Below are 18,075 nucleotides of genomic sequence, written 5' to 3' on the forward strand. Positions count from 1 at the left end.
TCAATATCGCTCCTATATCTCGTCTCAACTTTCCATAAATTACTTTTCTTCTGTATTTTGGGATGAAAACGATGTGGTACTTACAATTCCACCTGGTATGTGATAAACTATTGTCACTCATGAGTACTGCTCCTTTCGTTATATAGAAGTTGGTTTGACGGCCAGTTTCTATTATAACGATAGGAGTTTTTTATGTCACATTACCACTCTAGAAGCTTTGTTTTCACACGTGCAGAGCACGTGGTTTTAAAACCTATAATAAAAAGCCGCCAGGCAAAAATGCCTGGCGGCTTTCTAAAGCAAATTTATTCTGTAATCTCTTCATGAATCAGTACAGGCGCTGGTACTTTTTCGGGTGAGATTGTAATGTTTTCATAAAGCATATTTCGGACTTCTTCTACATTTTCAAAATTGCTGCAGATGGTAACAAGTGATTCTCCTTTGCTTACATGATCGCCGATTTTTTTTCTTAAAATAAGGCCTACAGCAAGATCGATTTCCGATTCCTTTGTGGCCCTGCCTGCTCCTAATAGCATTGCTGCAGTACCAATTTCGTCAGCTACTATTTCAGAAACGTATCCATCTTGTTTAGCCTCTAATTCAAATGTGTATTTTGCCTGAGGCAATTTTTGCGGATTATCCACAACGGAAGCATCTCCGCCCTGCGAGCTAAGAAACACTTTAAATGTTTCTAATGCAGAACCATCTTTGATCGCTTTTTCCAGCTTTTCACGCGCTTCTTTCAGAGTGTTTGCCTTTTTCGCCAAATAAACCATATGGCTGCCCAAAGTCAGGCAAAGTTCAGTCAAATCTTCAGGACCCTCGCCTTTTAAAGTATCAATAGCTTCTTTTACTTCAAGGGCATTTCCGATTGCAAAGCCAAGAGGCTGGCTCATATCAGAGATAACTGCCATTGTGTTTCTGCCAACATTGTTTCCGATGCGCACCATGGCTTTTGCCAATTCACGGGAATCATCCAGAGTCTTCATGAACGCCCCTGCACCAGTTTTAACATCAAGCACAATTGCATCGGCACCTGCAGCTATTTTTTTGCTCATAATCGAGCTTGCAATCAGAGGAATGCTATCTACTGTTGCAGTTACATCACGCAGTGCATACAGTTTTTTGTCTGCAGGTGTCAAATTGCCGCTCTGCCCAATGACTGCAATTTTATTTTGGTTAACCAGTTTAATAAACTCTTCATTTTTAATTTCCACATGGAAGCCTTCAACGGACTCAAGTTTGTCAATAGTTCCTCCTGTATGCCCCAGTCCTCGTCCGGACATTTTCGCAACCGGAACACCAACTGCAGCAACAAGGGGCCCAAGCACTAAGGTCGTTGTGTCGCCAACACCGCCAGTAGAATGCTTATCTACTTTTATTCCTTCTATTTTTGTTAAATCGATTTGATCCCCTGACTCCACCATAGCCATTGTCAAATCGGCTCTTTCGTTTTCGGTCATTCCCTGAAAGAATATAGCCATTGTTAATGCACTAACCTGGTAATCCGGAATGGAACCGTCTGTATACCCTTTAATTACAAATTGAATTTGCTCTTTTGTTAATTCTTGTCCGTCCCTTTTCTTTTCAATAAGATCGACCATTCTCATCATTAAACACCACAGCTTTCATTAAAGTTCTATTCTCAGGCACCAAGCTCTTTTACAATTGCTTTTACATAACGAAGGAAATCAGCTTTGACTTTCTCAGTTGTCTCAATTACCTCATCGTGGTTTAATGGCTGATCAAGTATCCCTGCGGCCATATTTGAAATGCAGGAGATTCCAAGCACTTCCATACCGGAATGGCGTGCAACAATAACTTCCGGAACAGTGGACATGCCGACTGCATCACCACCCATTGTTCTAAGCATCCGCACTTCTGCAGGAGTTTCATAAGTCGGGCCAGTATTCCCCACATATACTCCTTCCTGAATCTTGAGATTCAGATTATCTGCAATACCTCTTGCAAGTTTTCTCAGTTCTTTTGAATATGCTTCCGACATATCTGGGAAACGAGGGCCCATACGGGAATCATTTGGACCAATCAGAGGATTGCTGCCCATATTATTGATATGGTCCGAAATCAGCATCAAATCACCAGGTGAAAAACTTTCATTCACTCCACCCGCTGCATTTGTGACAATTAGCGTACTTACGCCCATTTCGTTCATAACTCTGACAGGAAAGGTGACCTTGTCAAACGTGTACCCCTCGTAATAATGGAAGCGACCTTGCATGGCAACAACTTCAATGCCATTCAATCGGCCGAACACCAGCTGCCCTGCATGGCCTTCAACAGTAGAAACTGGAAAATCGGGGATTTCGTTATACGGTATTTTTACTGGTTCTTCAATTTCATCAGCAAGCACACCAAGCCCTGACCCTAAAATAAGCCCAATTTTTGGCTGATTTGTATATTTGCTTTTAAGAAACTCGGCTGCATTTTGAATTCTACTATAATCCATCTTCCATTCTCCTTGTCTGCTTTTTGTTAAAAGTAGCTGTTGATTTCCGCTCCCTGGCGCATAGCGCTCCAGCAAGGGTTCCCATTGAACCGCTTCTCCCACGGGAGTTTTGCGCCTTTCGGTTCAACCAACAATGTCCCGAAACAATAATGGCTTTTAACAATGTCTTTACATTACTTTAATTGGCTCAAAAAGCTTTTGCCGTATGCGGGCATTTTCACATTAAAATTATCTGCAATTGTCGCTCCAATATCAGCGAATGTTTCGCAAATTGGAAGCTCTTTGCCTTCCTCCATATCTTTTGCGTATACAAGAAGCGGAACATATTCTCTTGTATGGTCTGTGCCATGATGAACTGGATCATTTCCATGGTCCGCTGTAATCATCAGTAAGTCGCCTTCTTGCATCTTTGCAAAGACCTCAGGAAGACGGGCATCAAACTCTTCAAGAGCTTTTCCATAGCCTTCCGGATCCCGTCTATGCCCAAATAAAGCATCAAAGTCAACCAAATTTAAGAAACTCATGCCTGTAAAGTCTTTATCAAATGTTTGAATCAGTTTATCCATGCCATCCATATTTGATGTTGTGCGAATGGCTTCCGTTACACCCTCGCCATCATAAATGTCAGATATCTTACCGATCGCCACTACATCTAGCCCGCTATCTGCCATTTCATTCATGACCGTTCTGTCAAACGGTTTTAGCGCATAATCATGGCGGTTAGAAGTTCTTTGGAAATTGCCAGGCTCACCAATAAATGGCCTTGCAATAACACGGCCAACCATATATTTTTCATCCAATGTCAGTCGCCGGGCGATTTTACAAATTTTATACTGCTCTTCAATTGGAATTATATCTTCATGCGCCGCAATTTGCAGAACTGAATCTGCGGATGTATATACAATCAAAGCACCTGTTTTCATGTGCTCTTCCCCTAGTTCAACAAGGATTTCTGTTCCGCTTGCTGGTTTATTGCCAATTACTTTTCTGCCTGTGCGGGATTCAAGCTCAGAAATCAATTCAGGCGGAAAGCCGTCTGGAAACACTCTAAATGGAGTTTGTATATTCAACCCCATGATCTCCCAGTGTCCTGTCATCGTGTCTTTTCCATTTGAAGCTTCCTTCATCTTCGTATAAAAAGCCATTGGCTTATCTGCTTTTTCAATGCCTTTAATTTCCCTGATATTGCTCAAGCCAAGCTTGCCAATGTTAGGCATATTTAAGCCATTCATTCTATCTGCGATATGGCCAAGTGTATCGGCGCCTTTATCCCCGAACCTCTCAGCATCAGGCGCTTCACCGATGCCAACTGAATCCATAACAATTAAAAATACGCGCTTATATGTATATGCGGGCATATGAAAACCTCCTAATTATTTGAATACGGTTACAAAAAATCATATTCGTATAGTACCCTTTTTAGGTTCATTTAACACTGATTCCCTGTTGCAAAAAAAGAGTATGCACAAAGTGAATTACTCTTTTTATTTGTCAGAAGTCTGACATCTATATTTTACATTAAACATGTAAAAAAACAAGAAAAAGCTGCCTCATTTAGGTGGCAGCTTTTTGACATTTTATTTTTAACATAGGCTTTACTCATAAATTGCTGTTTTTACTTATTAATTTTGCCGCTGGTTTCCACTAAGGGCACTCAAGCTGTCAGCGGGGAGGAATGGGAGCCTCTTCCGCTTCTCCCATGGGTTCTCCCACTCCCTCTCTTCTGAGCAGGAGTCAAGTGCCCCTCCGCTAAAATCAAATCAACTCAGTTGGTTAACCTTAGCAAGCCTGAAAAGCAACAAGCTTTATAAAAACAGCTTAATCATAAAATGCCCTGCTTTAAGCACGGGGATGGTATTGGCTATATACATCCTTGAGCCTCGTTTTCGTAACATGTGTATATATTTGAGTAGTTGAAATATCAGCATGGCCAAGCATTTCCTGGACTGCCCGCAAGTCTGCCCCATTTTCCAGCAGATGTGTGGCAAACGAATGCCTTAGTGTATGCGGAGTCAGCTCTTTTTCAATCCCTGCTTCCTTGGCAAGCCGCTTTAGAATTTTCCAAAAGCCCTGTCTTGAAAGACGCTTTCCATGATGATTTAAAAATAATGCTTCATCTTTATGTTTTTTTGAAACAAATTTGCCTCTTCCCTCATTTAAATACCTATTGAGAGCCTCAGCCGCTGTTTTGCCGATTGGCACAATCCGTTCCTTATTTCCCTTGCCGATGCATCTGACAAAGCCCATTGTTAAATGGACATCGCCTATATCCAGCCCAATCAGCTCGCTTACACGGATTCCGGTAGCATAGAGAAGTTCAAGCATTGCTTTATCCCGCAAGCCAAAGTGATCCTTAATTTCAGGAAAATCCAGCAGCGTTTCAACCTCCTCCATGTTTAGCACTTTAGGCAGTGACCGTTCCATTTGCGGAGTTTCAATATGTACAGAAGGATCATGGCCAACTGCTTTCTCGCGGAGCAGGAATTGATGGAAAGCTCTTACTGAGGCAATGTGCCGGGCCAATGTTTTTGATGATTTTCCCTGTTTTTTTAAAAAGCCAAGGAAATGCACAATCTTGACACGCTGTACATCTTCAAGGCTAGATATGTTCTCTTCAGTCTTGAGGAATTTCAGGTAGCTTTTTAAATCTCTCTCATAAGAAACAATTGTATTTTTCGCAAGCCCTTTTTCAACGAGCAAATAATGAATAAAATCTTTTAAGCGGTCCTCCATATGATTGCATTACTCCCCATTTAAGTAGAAAAGAATTAACCGGTCCAGCCAGCTTGCATCTTGATCCGTTCCGCTGGCCGAAACTTTAACAGCCGCTCCTTTTGGTTCGTCATAGCGGTGATAATCCTGGTATTCTTCATTTAACCACATAATACCATAATAAAAAAGGATTGTGCATCCGGTAAAAAGGACAAACACTTTGATTGTTTGAAAAGCCATACTCAGCCAGGATTTCATTCTTTTTTCCCCCAAAATACTTGATCATAAAAAAGCTTAGCAGATCCAGCTTCCTTATCTTTAATAAAAGGTATGCCATTTTGGACAAGAATTATACCTTTTTCAGCATAATTGCCGTTTATTCTGGGCACTTCACTTGAAAAACAACAAACTTTACGAAAACAGCGAAACAAAAAAAACCTTCTCGATTAGAAAAGGTTTTTTTAAAAATCAGTTTGACTCTGTGCCGTTTTCTGTTTTTTTATCCTGACAGCGGTAGCAGATGCCATGAAAAGTAAGGCGGTGGTCCTTTATTTTAAAGTTCCAGCGGCGCTCAACCACTTCCTCTACATCCTCCAGCAAGTCTTCCTGAATTTCATCAACAGCTCCGCATTCAATACACACCAAATGATGATGGAAATGAGCTGCTCCTTCCTGCCGAAGGTCATAGCGGGAAACCCCATCACCAAAGTTAATTTTATCGACAATTTTTAATTCAGTTAGCAATTCAAGTGTTCTATATACAGTTGCCAAGCCTATCTCAGGCGATTTCTCTTTAACTAGGAGGTAGACATCTTCCGCACTTAAATGATCCTCTTCGTGTTCTAACAGGACGCGAACCGTTGCCTCTCGCTGTGGTGTTAGTTTATAGCTGGATGAATGCAACTGTTTTTTTATTCTTTCAATTCTGCTTTCCATACCGAAAGTCCCTCCCTCGCCACTAACATTCTCATTATACCAGAAATGCTTACTCTTTCAAAATAAAATAATTATAAATAACATTAAATAAATAGTATTACTTAATAATTATTATAAGTTAATTCTGCATAATTCAAAACCTTTTTATATGTACCCTAACTTTTATATTATTATCCTTTTCATCATCAATAGCAAAAAGGCAGGATTATATCCCGCCTTTCCCTATCACTTTAAAGCTATTTAAGATTGAATCGAGTTCACTACGGACTTCATTAAAACGGGTGAAATAAATGCTTCAATACCAGCGGCTGCAATCAAAAACAGAATGGCGACTGCAAAAACGGCCATATAGCGGCCAAAAAGCGGCATGATGGGCTGTCCCACTTTTTTCATAAATTGTTTTCTTATCATTTTTAAAGAAAAAGACACAGCAAGCGTTGCCGCCAGAATAAAAATAGGAATGATGATCAGATTCTGAGGGAGTACGGATACAAATGAAAGCAAAAATCCTTCCCAGCCCATTTGGTTAACCAGAAAACCAACTGTAAAACCCACTACCATGCCTTTCATAAAAAGCAGAATCAGAATGACAGGAAGCCCAATGATTGAAATTCCGAGAATCCACATCAACCCTATGAATTTTGCATTATGGAAAAAACTTTGTTTGAATAAATCTCCTGCAGCTGCAACTTGTCCATCAGATACTTGCCCAAAGAACTGTGTCAGATAATAAAATAAATCTTCTTTTTGGGTGAAGCTTAAGCTATTAACCACAATTGCCCCGAAAATGACACCCATCAGGAATAAAACAATAACAAATAAATAGATTGAGGAATGTTCGCGGAAATGGGCTGCTGCGACGTTCTGGTACATTTTTTTCTTCATTGCTCTTCCTCCTAAGACAAAACAAATTAGTTATTAAATTGTATGCTCGTCCTCGGTTTGTATGACAAAGATCTATTCATAAAAAAATTCTTGAACATACCAGTTATTTCCGTTATAATTTTCAAAATTATCCAAATTTCCATGAAGGAGAGCTGATTGAATGAAGCCCATTTTAATCGATTTCCCAGAGAAAATTGAAACTGCAAGACTTTATATGAGGCCAGCCATGCCAGGGGATGGGAAAATAGTGCATGAAGCCATAATAGCTTCGATTGACGAACTTAAGAAATGGCTGCCTTTTGCGCAAAAAGAACAATCAGAAGAGGATGTCGAGGCTGGACTCCGCAAGTCTTATGGACAATTTATTCTTCGGGAAGATTTCCGCATCCATATTTACCGAAAAGAGGACGATGCATTTGTCGGATCAACAGGCCTGCACCGGATAGACTGGGATGTTCGCAAGTTTGAAATAGGCTATTGGGGAGATTCACGATACCAAAAAAATGGCTATATAGCAGAAGCAGCAGAGGGTTTAACGAAATTTGCTTTTGAGCATTTTGATGCAAACCGAATAGAAATCAGATGCGATCCTAAAAATGTTAACAGCAGCAAGATCCCCGAAAGGCTGGGGTTCCAGCTTGAAGGAATACTGGTTAATGACAGCTTAAGCGCAGATGGCACAGAGCTTCGGGATACATGCGTATACGCTAAAGTATGCAAGAAGGCCCCGGCTTAATAAAAATAGAGCCCGTTTATTTAAGCGGGCTCTATTTTTAGCTGTCTGCAATTTTGCCATACTTGCCTCCGCCGCCAGCTTTCAGGCTTAACTCCCCTTTACGCGCCCTGCCAATTAGACTCGCAGTTTTCTCAGGAACGACACGGCTTAGTTCAATTAGCGGAACATGGTGAAGAATGGCCATTTCAGTTCCAAAATGGTTCAAAAGCTTCTCCAGCATTTTCGGGCCTAATCCAGGAATAAATTCCAGAGGGACTTGATGAATGTAAGGAGGCCGATTAACAGGGATTTCGCCTGCAGACTTTAATTCCGAAATTCTGTCAGCAACTCCTTTGATAAACTTGTGGTGATGGCATTTCGGACATTCACCCTTTTCTTCATCAAAAGGGGTAAAGCACTCCGAACAAACAGTTTGATGATATTTTCCAAGCAGCGGATCAAGCCCATAATTCGCCTGGACCCTCCGGTTTCCTTTTCCTGCCAAAGCCATCCTGATTTCCTCAAACGTTGGCTGCTCTATTGCAAGGATTTGATATTCCCTCGCGATTTTTTTTAGAGAATGCGCATCTGAGTTGGTCAGAAAAGTATACCTGTGAAGCTCGCCAATTTGATCAGCCATTCCAGTATCCGCACTCAATCCAAGCTCTACAGCATCAATGAGATCTGGATCAAGAACCTCAGCCAGAGTCCGCTGCACCCCTTTTCCAAATAAACTTTTAAAAGGGGTAAAAACATGGGCAGGAATAAACAGCCCATTTAACTCTTTAACCTTTTCCTGAAGCATTCTGCCAGAAGCATAAATCCGCTGTGAGCTTAATGTAATATTTTTCAAGTGCCCGGATAGCCAGCCAGAGAATTCCCTCATGATGGAAATGGACGGAAAGAAACAAAGGACATGAATGGGACCTTGGCAATTTTCATCATAAATTTCTAATTCTGAACCAGGTATGATTGTTAAATCTCCGTACTGCAGCCCGCCATCCCTGTGCTCGGTAACAGAGCCTTCTTCCATTAGACCCTCTATCTCCATAATAACTTCAGGTGAATGACAATCAATGATGCCGATTATATCCAGCCCTTTTTCGTTTCTCGCATGCCTGATTATATTTGTGAAAGTAAGCGATTTGGCTCCAGTTATTTTAACAGGCTTCCCCGTAAAGGTTCGTCCAATATGGATATGGAAATCCGCAAAATACTGATTCATATTATTTTTTTAGCGCCGCTTGCAGCTGCAAATATTGAACTGCATATGCCGTTTTCGCATCATGGATTTTTTGCTCTTTTAGTAAAGACAAGGCCTCTTCCAGGCTTACTTCCATAAGATTTACAAATTCATCTTCATCAGGCGAAGCAGCGTCTTCTTTTTTTTCAAGGCCTTTCGCTATGTATAGATGGACTAGTTCATCTGCAAAGCCTGGGGAAGTATAGAAAGAAATTAGCCAATCCATTTCCTTGCAGCCGTAACCTGTTTCTTCTTCAAGTTCTCTTTCTGCACAAGCTTGAGGGTCTTCCCCTGCTTCAAGCTTTCCGGCCGGAATTTCAGCAATCGTTTTATCCAATGCTTTTCTATACTGTTCAACCATAACAATTTTATTATCATCCGTTAACGCCAATACGGCTACTGCTCCGGGATGTTTAATAATTTCCCGCTTGGATGTTTTTCCATTTGGCAGCTCAACATCCTCCACCTGCAGGCTTATCACTTTTCCAGTAAAAATTTTCTCGGTATTAAGCGTTTTTTCTTCTAGGCGGCTCATTGTTTCACAGTCACTCCTGTTCTATTCCGATAATGGTTGCTCATACATTTTATCATACTTGTTAAGGGGGGGTATGGATGAAAGTGTATGTTCACAGCAACGGAATATTATTGGCCGGAAAAGCCTGGGAAGTACGTGAAAAACTTAAACAATATAGCAAAAAGTATATTTTTGTAAAGGACTGGGTGGAATCCCAACCCAAATCGAAATGATAGTTGTGTTCTTTTATAGAAGTAAGGCTTCCTGCATCAAAGCCTCTTATTTGAGTATGCCTCATTTCTTTCTGTACAATAATAGAAAACATTGAAATGAGGTGGGCCTTTGAAAAAGAGACAGTTAGGAAAATCGGATCTGTTTGTCAGTGAGCTCGGACTTGGATGCATGTCGATAGGAACAAACCCTCGCAATGCGCAGGAAATTATTGAAGCCGCCCTTGAAGAAGGCATTACTTATTTTGATACAGCCGATTTATATGATTATGGAGAAAATGAAAAGCTTGTTGGCCACTCCTTAAAGAATGTCCGTGAACAGGTCATTATTGCAACCAAAGCAGGAAACCGATGGAATGAGCAAAAAGACGGATGGAGCTGGGATCCCTCAAAAAGACATATTAAAGAAGCTGTCAAAGGCAGCTTGAAAAGGCTTGGTACAGATTATATTGATTTGTATCAGCTCCATGGAGGCACTCTAGACGACCCCATTGATGAAACCATTGAAGCATTCGAAGAACTTAAGGAAGAAGGCTTCATCCGTCAATATGGAATTTCCTCGATTCGTCCAAATGTAATCCGTGAATTTGCTTCAAGATCCTCGATTGTCTCTGTTATGATGCAATACAGTATTCTGGACCGGCGTCCTGAAGAAGAGGCTTTGCCGCTCTTGGATGAAAAGGGCATTAGTGTTATCGCAAGAGGTCCGCTCGCCAAAGGGCTGCTCAGCGAAAAAATGCTGAATAAAGCGTCTGATTCGGTAAAAGAAAAAAGCTACTTGGATTACAGCCATTCCGAATTGGAAAAAACAATCAATAGCATTAGGGAAAAAATCTCAGACAAACGCTCCATGACTGAGATAGCATTTCAATATATCCTTGCGAATCCGGCGGTTACTTCTATTGTTGCAGGAGCCAGCCGGGCAGAGCAGGTAAGGGAAAATGCAAAAGCAGCCAGAACTACCCCTTTTACGGAAGATGAATTAGCTATTATTAAATCAATTGCAAAGCAAAACAATTATGAACAGCATAGATAGGAATAAAAAAAGGACTGGTAAAAAGCCAGTCCTTTTATTCTTGCAAGAGAAATACGCCCAAAAAAACAAGAGCTAAAATAAAATTTAATAAAGAAAAGTTATTTGAATTCTTTCCAGTTAAGATTGCTTTCTCCAAGCAATTCTTCGAAACTTTTATTCTTTTCCCGCTGTCTTCTTTCCTCTCTTTTTCTGTGTTCTTCCTCTTCCTTCTGTTTATCTTCAGCAGCTTTTAATTCCTGCTTTTTTCCTTTTAATTGCTCCATCAAGTCCTGGTTTAGCATGTCTCCAAGCGTGATTGGCTTATTGTCTGCTTTAGGCTGGGAGTGGTGTTTTTTCTTTTTCATAAAATCCCCTCATCAACTAATTTTGCCATTCATTATAACACATTTTTTATACTGGACGGATTAGTCGGAATCGCTATGGATTCTTATGGCATATACTCCAGAAACTCAATTCTGTTGCCAAATGGATCTTCAGCAAAGAATCTGTTTCTTCCTTCTATAGGCAATTCTTCCTTTATTACAATATTCCGTTCTTGAAGACTGCTTCTCAAACCTTCAAGATTTTCCACAATGAAACCGGGGTGAGCTTTTTTTGCAGGCAAAAAGTCTTCCTGTACACCAATATGAATTTCCTGATCACCGCAGATAAACCAGCAGCCACCGCGCTTTTGAAGGTTTTCTGGCTTAGGGATTTCCATAAGGCCAAGCTGTTCACCGTAAAATTTCCGGGCTTGCTCCTCACACCCCTTTGGAGCTGCAAGCTGAATATGGTCGATTCCTTTAAAAGAAAAACTCATTTTTCTCCCTCTTTTCTTATTTATTAAGCTCTGTTGATTTCTTTTCCAGGAACCCAATTTTCCCTTGGGGTCCGGCCTTCCTTATGTATTCCTGCCAGCGGGTGTCCCTCTTGTTTACACGCTCCTCCGCTGAAATTAAGTGCCTTTACACCAATCAGCATAATCTAAAAACCGCAATAACCTTAAAACAGCCATTAAATAAGGAAAAGCACAGCATATGCAGCTGTACTTTTCTTAAAGGCATTAATAGGCATCTGTCATGACATTTTCGTCAACTTGCAATTCAGGTTCCGTTGAATTGATAACGTCCTCAACGGTAAAGCCTTTAGCGACTTCAATAAGCTTTAAACCTGAATCTGTTACATCGATGACTGCCCGCTCAGTTATAATCCGGTCGACAACAGCTTTTCCTGTTAAAGGAAGACTGCATTCTTTGAGTATTTTTGAATCACCATTTTTATTAGTATGGTCCATAATGACAATGATCTTATTTGCTCCATGGACAAGATCCATCGCTCCGCCCATTCCCTTGATCATCTTTCCTGGAATCATCCAGTTTGCAAGATCGCCTTTTTCAGAGACTTCCATTCCGCCGAGAATGGCAATATTAACATGGCCTCCCCTGATCATGGCAAATGACTCGGCACTGTCAAAATAGGAAGATCCCGGAATAGCCGTAACCGTTTCTTTTCCTGCATTAATTAAATCCGGATCCACCTCAGATTCTGCAGGATATGGCCCGATGCCAAGCAAACCATTTTCGGATTGAAGAACCACTTCCTTATTATCTGAGATATAGTTTGCAACCAATGTTGGCATACCAATTCCTAAATTCACGTAAAAGCCGTTCTCAATTTCTTTCTCGGCACGTCTGGCAATTTTCTCGCGGACTGCCGCTTTATCGTTACTCATGACACCCTCTCCTTCCGTCACTGCATTTATTTCTTTACAGTCAGTCTTTCAATGCGCTTTTCCTGTTTTCCTTCAACCAATGATTGTACGTAAATGCTTGGCGTATGAATATAATTCGGATCCAATTCACCTGTTTCACAGAGTGTCTCTACTTCCGCAATGGTCACTTTTCCTGCTGCTGCAATCATTGGGTTAAAATTGCGGGCAGTCTTGTGATAGACAAGATTCCCCATCTTATCGCCCTTCCATGCTCTAACTAGGCTAAAATCTGCCTTAAGTGCTTCTTCGAGAAGATATTCTTTTCCGTCAAATACCTTTGTTTCTTTTCCTTCAGCAATTGGCGTTCCTACTCCAGCTGGTGTATAGAAGGCCGGGATGCCTGCACCACCCGCGCGGATTTTCTCTGCAAGCGTTCCCTGAGGCAGCAATTCCACTTCGATTTCCCCTGATAGCACCTGTCTTTCAAACTCTTTGTTTTCACCGACATAGGAACCGACCATTTTTTTAATCTGCTTATTTTTTAACAGCAAGCCAAGCCCCCAATCGTCAACACCACAGTTATTCGAAATAACAGTTAGGTCTTTTACCCCTTTATCTACTAGAGCCAGGATAAGGTTTTCCGGAATTCCGCAAAGCCCGAAACCGCCAACCATAAGGACAGCTCCATCGTGAATATCTTGAACCGCTTCACTGAAGGAAGTACAAATTTTCTTCACTTCAATCGCTCCTTTCATCGAAAAACGTATTTTTTGCTATTCATTTGTATGCCAAAAGAACTATGAAAGCTCTACCACTGTGGCTACACCTTGGCCCCCGCCAATGCAAAGAGTGGCAAGGCCCTTTTTTGCCTGCCTTTTTTGCATCTCATGAATGAGGGTTACAAGGATTCTCGCTCCGCTTGCGCCGATTGGGTGTCCAAGCGCAATTGCCCCTCCATTAACATTCAAAATCTCTTTGTTAAAACGAAGTTCCCTATCAACAGCAAGCGATTGGGCTGCGAAGGCTTCATTAGCTTCAATCAGCTCCAGCTCATCCATTGAAACAGCAGCCTTTTCAAGCGCTTTTTTCACTGCGGACACAGGTCCAATGCCCATGATGCCAGGATCTACACCCGCACTGGCATTGCCTTTAATAGTAACTAAAGGCTTAAGCCCCAGCTCTTCTGCTTTCTTTCTGCTCATGACAAGCAATACAGCTGCACCGTCATTAATTCCGGATGCATTGCCGGCTGTTACACTGCCATCTTTTTTAAATGCCGGGCGAAGACCCGCCAGCTTCTCTGCAGTTGTCCCTTTTTTTGGGTATTCATCTGTATCAAAAACAATTGGGTCCCCTTTTCGCTGAGGGATCTCCACTGGAACAATTTCATCCTTGAATTTGCCTTCTTCAATTGCCCTTGCTGCTTTTTCCTGGCTTGCGGCGGCAAACTCATCCTGTTCTTCCCTGCTTAATTCATATTTCGAGCAAAGATTTTCGGCCGTTACTCCCATATGGTAATCATTGAAGGCACACCAAAGCCCATCCGAAATCATCGAATCAACAAGCTTTTGATCCCCCATTTTAAAGCCATTTCGCGCATTTTTCAGTATGTAAGGCGCCTGGCTCATATTTTCCATTCCGCCAGCCACAACAACTTCCGCATCCCCTGCGATAATCGCCTGTGCGGCCAAGTGAACCGCTTTAAGCCCTGAACCGCAAACCTTATTGATCGTCATGGCGGAAACGCTTTCAGGAAGGCCCGCTTTAAGAGCTGCCTGCCTCGCAGGATTCTGGCCAAGCCCTGCCTGCAGAACATTCCCAAGAATTACTTCATCTATTTGCCCGGGCTTTACATTTGCTTTTTCAAGTGCTCCTTTAATCGCAATTGCACCCAGATCAGGGGCCGATACATCTTTAAGGCTTCCATTAAAACTTCCGATTGCTGTCCGGACAGCACTGACTATTACAACTTCTGTTTGTGCCATTTTTCTCATCCTTTCAAAACCATCTCACCGCTTATATTCGCGACCAAGTCTCAAAATTCCTTTTATTTTGTCAAAATTTCTATTATTCTTGCATTCCAAAAACCTTTCCTACTACAATTGCATTAAGTGCAATATGTATAAATCTTCTCATCTACGAAAGCGCTTGCGATGCACGTTCTAAAATATGTGACGGGAGAGGAAAACATGACGCTTGGATTGCCTGAAAAAGTAACAATAATTGAGGTGGGCCCGCGCGATGGGCTGCAAAATGAAAAATCCTTTGTACCGACAGACATTAAGAAGGAGTTTATAAAAAGCCTGAAAAATGCAGGTCTGACAGAAATGGAGCTTACTTCTTTTGTTTCTCCGAAATGGGTTCCGCAAATGGGGGATGCGGCCGAAATAGCTGCAGATTGCCTTGGCGGAGATACGAGAGATATCGTGCTGGCACCAAACCGGAAAGGAATCGACCGGGTATATATGACGGATTGCAAAGCAGTTGCTGTTTTCGTCGGGGTAAGCAACACATTCAATAAGAAAAACATCAATAAAACCACTCAGGAAAGCATGGCGGAACTAATCCCGGTGATCGGGGAGCTGAAAGAAAAAGGCTATTTTGTCCGTGCCTGCATTTCAACCGCTTTTTATTGCCCTTACGAAGGAGAGGTTAAACCCGATGATGCAATTGATTTGTGCCGGCAATTTGTGGAGGCTGGCGCTGACGAACTAAGTGTAGCAGATACGATTGGCATGGCTGCTCCCCATGAATCATATGGGCTTTTTTCCTGTTTGAAAACCGAGTTTCCAAATACGCTTTTGACTGCACACTTCCACGACACAAGAAAAATGGCTCTAACAAACATTTTTGCAGCTTTACAGGCAGGTGTTGACCGATTTGATACCTCTGCTGGCGGGCTGGGCGGATGCCCCTTTGCACCTGGTGCTGCCGGCAACGCAGCTACAGAGGATGTTGTTTATATGCTGGAGAGGCTGGGAATTGAGACGAATGTTGATCTTGATAAATTAGTGGAGGCTGTTAAGATTATTCAGCCGCATCTTTCCAGGCCGATTGAGAGCACCTATTACCGTTTGAATGCCCAAACTGTTCAATAGAAAAAGCTGATGCGTCTCATCAAGACAAAATGTTTCAAACCTGTCATTCAAATTCCTGATGAATAAAGGCTCCCCTCTTAAAGCATCTTATTAGGTGAAGACGAAGTAAGCTCCACTGTTGCGGGAATCAGGGTTTCATTCGTCCGCAACGCTTGCAAGAGTCAATTTTAGAAGGGGGATAAGCAAATGAGCCAAAAACGCGATAAAGGATATAGCCAGAAGGGAAAACCCAATTCGGATACAGTAAGCCAGACAATCGCTGCTGAGGAATTGGAAAAAGCTACTCATCCTACCAAAAGACAGAACTCCCAGCAATAAGCCGCCCTACAGCGGCTTTTTTACTGTCTGCTGCTCTAGGGCTCTGAAAACAAATAATGATTTTTTAAGCTAGTCCCGGTCCACTTCTGTGTTTTAATTCCTTTTAAAATGGTAAAATAAAGAAAAAAGATGGAGGGATGGGTTTGAGAAAGTTTTTCCGCTATTTTTTTTCAATCATTCTCTTTCTTTCATCACTCGGCGTCTATTTTACAAATAGGCTTATGTATATGAAAAAAAAGGAGGATGAATTTATCCTGCAAAGGGAGAAGGAAGCCGGCAGGCTCGACCTTATTAAATATGAAAACCTTCCAAAGAGGCAAGTGCTGATTCCTTCCCCTTTTGGCTATAACTTAAAAGCTGTAGCAGCTGAACCGCATAAGAATAACCGTTATATTATAATCTCCCATGGAGTAACCGAAAACAAAATGAACTCGATTAAATATATGAACCTCTTTTTGGATCGGGGATTTAACGCGGTTATTTATGATCATCGCCGCCATGGGGAATCCGGAGGAAAAACGACAAGTTACGGGCATTATGAAAAGTTTGACTTAAAAGCAATTGTTGATTGGCTCAAAGCTGAAAAAGGACCTGACATACAGGTTGGCATTCACGGAGAAAGCATGGGAGCTGCCACGATGATTCTCTATGCCGGAATGCTCGAAGACGGTGCTGATTTTTACATTGCCGACTGCCCTTTTTCAGATTTTAAAGAACAGCTTGCTTATCGGCTGAAAGCGGAAATGAAGCTGCCCGCAAAGCTCTTTTTGCCTGTAGCGGATTTATTCCTGCGGATGCGCGAGAAATATTCGATAGCTGATGTCTCCCCTATTTCTGTGATTGAAAACATCAAGAAGCCGATCCTGTTTATTCATAGCGAAAAGGATGACTTTATTTTGCCAACCATGTCCGAAGCTTTGTACGAGAAAAAAAAGGGGCCCAAAAAGCTGTATCTTGCTGTTAACGGCATTCATGCCCAATCCTTTAATGAGAATAAAGAAGATTATGAAAAAGCAATTGATGAATTTCTCGAAGAGTATGTGTATAAAAATGAAAAGCTTCTTTCGCAAGAATAAAGCTGGCCCAATATGAAGAGCCAGCTTTTTCTATATGCTTGAAAAGAGTTTTTTGGATCCGTTTTCGGCTTCCCTTTTTGTTGCGGCCAAAATACAGATTCATCATTTCTAAGGGCCCATGCACATTGTGATTTTGTTTGCTATTCCTCCATTTTATGTTTTTATTCTTCAATTTCACTCATTTTGGGATTTCAATTTTGAAGTTTTATTCCTCCTTTTTCGCGTTCACAGCATCAACTTATCCCCAAATCTATAAACAAAAAAGTGCCCAGGCCTGGGCACGCTTAATTTTATTTCTGTTTCAGAATTTCTTTGCCGTCCGCTGACAAGCCTCTTGCTATGTTAAAGTCCCCCATTTTAAAATAATAGCGTTTGCTTTCTTTTTCGATTAAAACCGCTTCTTCAAATTTCTCATCCTTTTCGGCTACTTCTACTTTCTTGATATCCTTATTATGAATTTCCCCAAAAATAATCGGCAGCCTGTTTTCCAAATTCCCTTCCTTATCATAATCATAGAAAGCATCTGTATAAACGGTCATATGTTCGTTCTCGTAATGCTCCCAGTGGTTGTGCCCTTCATTTTTCCAGCCATTTTTATCGCTGCCCTTCAAATATGCAGCCGCCATAGCATCGAATTCACCCTGCCCGGTTTTCTGATGTGTCGTATATAGAAGAATGACTCCTCCTTTTACTTTCTCTTTATGTAAAATTTCTTTCACATTAAAAGGGATATCTCCATCAATTGCCTGGCCCATGGTCTGTGTACTGCACGCTGACAACAGCATAATTGACGCCGCCAGCAAAAGGAATATTTTTCTCTTTATCATTAAATCCCCCTCCAATCCCGTGTCGTATTGTCAAAACTTCTATAAGAAATAGGTTATAAAATATCTCCATAGAGGGCTTTATAGGCAAAAAAATTGCCACCCCCTAAATTCTTTGGATAATTGAGGTTACCACACACCCAACAACCAAGAATGGAAGTGACAATTTGTACCCTCAAATTATAACCTATTTATTAACTTTTATAAACTATCAAGAACAACTCATTCGAACATTGCTTACTTTATTGATTGGTAAAAGCATGTTCGTTAAACCTACTGAACAGCCCGTAAATAAACCTTATCGAAAACTTCAAGTGGATGACCTTCCGGT

General features: G+C 41.4%; 22 protein-coding genes and 1 pseudogene. 7 read left to right on the top strand and 16 right to left on the bottom strand.

The window, feature by feature from the left end; genetic code table 11:
• The 8 genes from L634_RS32990 to spoIIM all read right to left on the bottom strand — a co-directional run.
• On the bottom strand, positions 1 to 121 hold a 121-nt coding region (locus tag L634_RS32990; protein WP_198029823.1), incomplete at its 3' end, for a transposase.
• Positions 122 to 305: 184 nt separating this feature from the next.
• A complete protein-coding gene (locus L634_RS0124285) occupies positions 306 to 1,610 on the bottom strand; it encodes a pyrimidine-nucleoside phosphorylase (RefSeq protein WP_026584682.1) in 1,305 nt (434 codons plus the stop codon).
• Between the two features lie 35 nt (positions 1,611 to 1,645).
• Positions 1,646 to 2,467, bottom strand: a complete 822-nt coding sequence (locus tag L634_RS0124290; RefSeq protein ID WP_026584683.1) for a purine-nucleoside phosphorylase — start codon at positions 2,465 to 2,467, stop codon at positions 1,646 to 1,648.
• A gap of 173 nt (positions 2,468 to 2,640) precedes the next feature.
• Positions 2,641 to 3,825 (bottom strand): phosphopentomutase, encoded by a 1,185-nt coding sequence (deoB, locus tag L634_RS0124300; RefSeq protein ID WP_026584684.1) that lies wholly within the window; start codon positions 3,823 to 3,825, stop codon positions 2,641 to 2,643.
• A gap of 481 nt (positions 3,826 to 4,306) precedes the next feature.
• On the bottom strand, positions 4,307 to 5,200 hold the full coding sequence (xerD, locus tag L634_RS0124305) for a site-specific tyrosine recombinase XerD (RefSeq protein WP_026584685.1): 894 nt from the start codon (positions 5,198 to 5,200) through the stop codon (positions 4,307 to 4,309).
• Positions 5,201 to 5,209: 9 nt separating this feature from the next.
• Positions 5,210 to 5,437, bottom strand: coding sequence for a YqzK family protein (locus tag L634_RS0124310; protein WP_026584686.1), 228 nt, complete (start codon positions 5,435 to 5,437; stop codon positions 5,210 to 5,212).
• A 210-nt stretch (positions 5,438 to 5,647) separates the two neighbouring features.
• Entirely contained in the window at positions 5,648 to 6,115 is a 468-nt protein-coding gene (fur, locus tag L634_RS0124320) for a ferric iron uptake transcriptional regulator (RefSeq protein ID WP_026584687.1), read from the bottom strand.
• A 240-nt stretch (positions 6,116 to 6,355) separates the two neighbouring features.
• Positions 6,356 to 7,000, bottom strand: coding sequence for a stage II sporulation protein M (gene spoIIM, locus L634_RS0124325; protein WP_026584688.1), 645 nt, complete (start codon positions 6,998 to 7,000; stop codon positions 6,356 to 6,358).
• A gap of 160 nt (positions 7,001 to 7,160) precedes the next feature.
• Between spoIIM and L634_RS0124335 the strand changes: the two genes are divergently transcribed.
• A complete protein-coding gene (locus L634_RS0124335; protein WP_026584689.1) occupies positions 7,161 to 7,736 on the top strand; it encodes a GNAT family N-acetyltransferase in 576 nt (191 codons plus the stop codon).
• Positions 7,737 to 7,773: 37 nt separating this feature from the next.
• Here the strand turns inward: L634_RS0124335 and L634_RS0124340 are convergent, their stop codons facing one another.
• Positions 7,774 to 8,940 carry an endonuclease Q family protein gene (locus L634_RS0124340; RefSeq protein ID WP_026584690.1) on the bottom strand — a complete coding sequence of 389 codons (1,167 nt, stop codon included), beginning with the start codon at positions 8,938 to 8,940 and terminating at the stop codon, positions 7,774 to 7,776.
• 1 nt (position 8,941) lies between these two features.
• Positions 8,942 to 9,493, bottom strand: a complete 552-nt coding sequence (locus L634_RS0124345; RefSeq protein ID WP_026584691.1) for an NUDIX hydrolase — start codon at positions 9,491 to 9,493, stop codon at positions 8,942 to 8,944.
• 77 nt (positions 9,494 to 9,570) lie between these two features.
• On the opposite strand from L634_RS0124345, the gene mciZ reads away from it, so the two are divergent.
• Positions 9,571 to 9,705, top strand: coding sequence for a Z-ring formation inhibitor MciZ (mciZ, locus tag L634_RS32995; RefSeq protein ID WP_084028981.1), 135 nt, complete (start codon positions 9,571 to 9,573; stop codon positions 9,703 to 9,705).
• 109 nt (positions 9,706 to 9,814) lie between these two features.
• Positions 9,815 to 10,738, top strand: coding sequence for an aldo/keto reductase (locus L634_RS0124355; protein WP_026584692.1), 924 nt, complete (start codon positions 9,815 to 9,817; stop codon positions 10,736 to 10,738).
• A 98-nt stretch (positions 10,739 to 10,836) separates the two neighbouring features.
• Here the strand turns inward: L634_RS0124355 and L634_RS0124360 are convergent, their stop codons facing one another.
• From L634_RS0124360 to L634_RS0124385, 5 genes are all read right to left on the bottom strand, one after another.
• Positions 10,837 to 11,082 carry a YqkE family protein gene (locus L634_RS0124360; RefSeq protein ID WP_026584693.1) on the bottom strand — a complete coding sequence of 82 codons (246 nt, stop codon included), beginning with the start codon at positions 11,080 to 11,082 and terminating at the stop codon, positions 10,837 to 10,839.
• Positions 11,083 to 11,165: 83 nt separating this feature from the next.
• Entirely contained in the window at positions 11,166 to 11,537 is a 372-nt protein-coding gene (locus L634_RS0124365) for a VOC family protein (protein ID WP_026584694.1), read from the bottom strand.
• A gap of 243 nt (positions 11,538 to 11,780) precedes the next feature.
• Entirely contained in the window at positions 11,781 to 12,449 is a 669-nt protein-coding gene (locus tag L634_RS0124375; RefSeq protein ID WP_026584695.1) for a CoA transferase subunit B, read from the bottom strand.
• A gap of 26 nt (positions 12,450 to 12,475) precedes the next feature.
• A complete protein-coding gene (locus L634_RS0124380) occupies positions 12,476 to 13,165 on the bottom strand; it encodes a CoA transferase subunit A (protein ID WP_026584696.1) in 690 nt (229 codons plus the stop codon).
• 60 nt (positions 13,166 to 13,225) lie between these two features.
• Positions 13,226 to 14,413, bottom strand: coding sequence for an acetyl-CoA C-acetyltransferase (locus tag L634_RS0124385; protein ID WP_026584697.1), 1,188 nt, complete (start codon positions 14,411 to 14,413; stop codon positions 13,226 to 13,228).
• Between the two features lie 204 nt (positions 14,414 to 14,617).
• On the opposite strand from L634_RS0124385, the gene L634_RS0124390 reads away from it, so the two are divergent.
• From L634_RS0124390 to L634_RS0124400, 3 genes are all read left to right on the top strand, one after another.
• On the top strand, positions 14,618 to 15,526 hold the full coding sequence (locus L634_RS0124390) for a hydroxymethylglutaryl-CoA lyase (RefSeq protein ID WP_026584698.1): 909 nt from the start codon (positions 14,618 to 14,620) through the stop codon (positions 15,524 to 15,526).
• A gap of 186 nt (positions 15,527 to 15,712) precedes the next feature.
• Entirely contained in the window at positions 15,713 to 15,844 is a 132-nt protein-coding gene (locus L634_RS34730) for a hypothetical protein (RefSeq protein WP_269521763.1), read from the top strand.
• Positions 15,845 to 15,987: 143 nt separating this feature from the next.
• Entirely contained in the window at positions 15,988 to 16,920 is a 933-nt protein-coding gene (locus L634_RS0124400; protein WP_026584699.1) for an alpha/beta hydrolase, read from the top strand.
• Positions 16,921 to 17,210: 290 nt separating this feature from the next.
• On the opposite strand, the gene L634_RS0124405 is transcribed toward L634_RS0124400, so the two are convergent.
• On the bottom strand, positions 17,211 to 17,747 hold the full coding sequence (locus L634_RS0124405) for a hypothetical protein (protein ID WP_232233834.1): 537 nt from the start codon (positions 17,745 to 17,747) through the stop codon (positions 17,211 to 17,213).
• 164 nt (positions 17,748 to 17,911) lie between these two features.
• On the opposite strand from L634_RS0124405, the pseudogene L634_RS35005 reads away from it, so the two are divergent.
• Positions 17,912 to 18,075, top strand: a pseudogene (locus tag L634_RS35005) (DDE-type integrase/transposase/recombinase); the annotation flags it as partial.

The sequence above is a fragment of the Bacillus sp. J33 genome, from assembly GCF_000518885.1.
In the GTDB taxonomy this organism is placed as follows: Bacteria; Bacillota; Bacilli; order Bacillales; family Cytobacillaceae; genus Cytobacillus.

Excerpts from the sequence above, each read along its gene's own strand:
- L634_RS0124385 (WP_026584697.1), bottom strand. The coding sequence starts at position 14,413 with ATGGCACAAACAGAAGTTGTAATAGTCAGTGCTGTCCGGACAGCAATC.
- L634_RS0124360 (WP_026584693.1), bottom strand. The coding sequence starts at position 11,082 with ATGAAAAAGAAAAAACACCACTCCCAGCCTAAAGCAGACAATAAGCCA.
- L634_RS0124365 (WP_026584694.1), bottom strand. The coding sequence starts at position 11,537 with ATGAGTTTTTCTTTTAAAGGAATCGACCATATTCAGCTTGCAGCTCCA.
- L634_RS0124405 (WP_232233834.1), bottom strand. The coding sequence starts at position 17,747 with ATGATAAAGAGAAAAATATTCCTTTTGCTGGCGGCGTCAATTATGCTG.
- L634_RS0124340 (WP_026584690.1), bottom strand. The coding sequence starts at position 8,940 with ATGAATCAGTATTTTGCGGATTTCCATATCCATATTGGACGAACCTTT.
- deoB (WP_026584684.1), bottom strand. The coding sequence starts at position 3,825 with ATGCCCGCATATACATATAAGCGCGTATTTTTAATTGTTATGGATTCA.
- L634_RS0124390 (WP_026584698.1), top strand. The coding sequence starts at position 14,618 with ATGACGCTTGGATTGCCTGAAAAAGTAACAATAATTGAGGTGGGCCCG.
- xerD (WP_026584685.1), bottom strand. The coding sequence starts at position 5,200 with ATGGAGGACCGCTTAAAAGATTTTATTCATTATTTGCTCGTTGAAAAA.
- L634_RS34730 (WP_269521763.1), top strand. The coding sequence starts at position 15,713 with ATGAGCCAAAAACGCGATAAAGGATATAGCCAGAAGGGAAAACCCAAT.
- L634_RS0124335 (WP_026584689.1), top strand. The coding sequence starts at position 7,161 with ATGAAGCCCATTTTAATCGATTTCCCAGAGAAAATTGAAACTGCAAGA.
- L634_RS0124345 (WP_026584691.1), bottom strand. The coding sequence starts at position 9,493 with ATGAGCCGCCTAGAAGAAAAAACGCTTAATACCGAGAAAATTTTTACT.
- L634_RS0124285 (WP_026584682.1), bottom strand. The coding sequence starts at position 1,610 with ATGAGAATGGTCGATCTTATTGAAAAGAAAAGGGACGGACAAGAATTA.
- spoIIM (WP_026584688.1), bottom strand. The coding sequence starts at position 7,000 with ATGAAGAAAAAAATGTACCAGAACGTCGCAGCAGCCCATTTCCGCGAA.
- L634_RS0124310 (WP_026584686.1), bottom strand. The coding sequence starts at position 5,437 with ATGAAATCCTGGCTGAGTATGGCTTTTCAAACAATCAAAGTGTTTGTC.
- mciZ (WP_084028981.1), top strand. The coding sequence starts at position 9,571 with ATGAAAGTGTATGTTCACAGCAACGGAATATTATTGGCCGGAAAAGCC.
- L634_RS0124375 (WP_026584695.1), bottom strand. The coding sequence starts at position 12,449 with ATGAGTAACGATAAAGCGGCAGTCCGCGAGAAAATTGCCAGACGTGCC.
- fur (WP_026584687.1), bottom strand. The coding sequence starts at position 6,115 with ATGGAAAGCAGAATTGAAAGAATAAAAAAACAGTTGCATTCATCCAGC.
- L634_RS0124290 (WP_026584683.1), bottom strand. The coding sequence starts at position 2,467 with ATGGATTATAGTAGAATTCAAAATGCAGCCGAGTTTCTTAAAAGCAAA.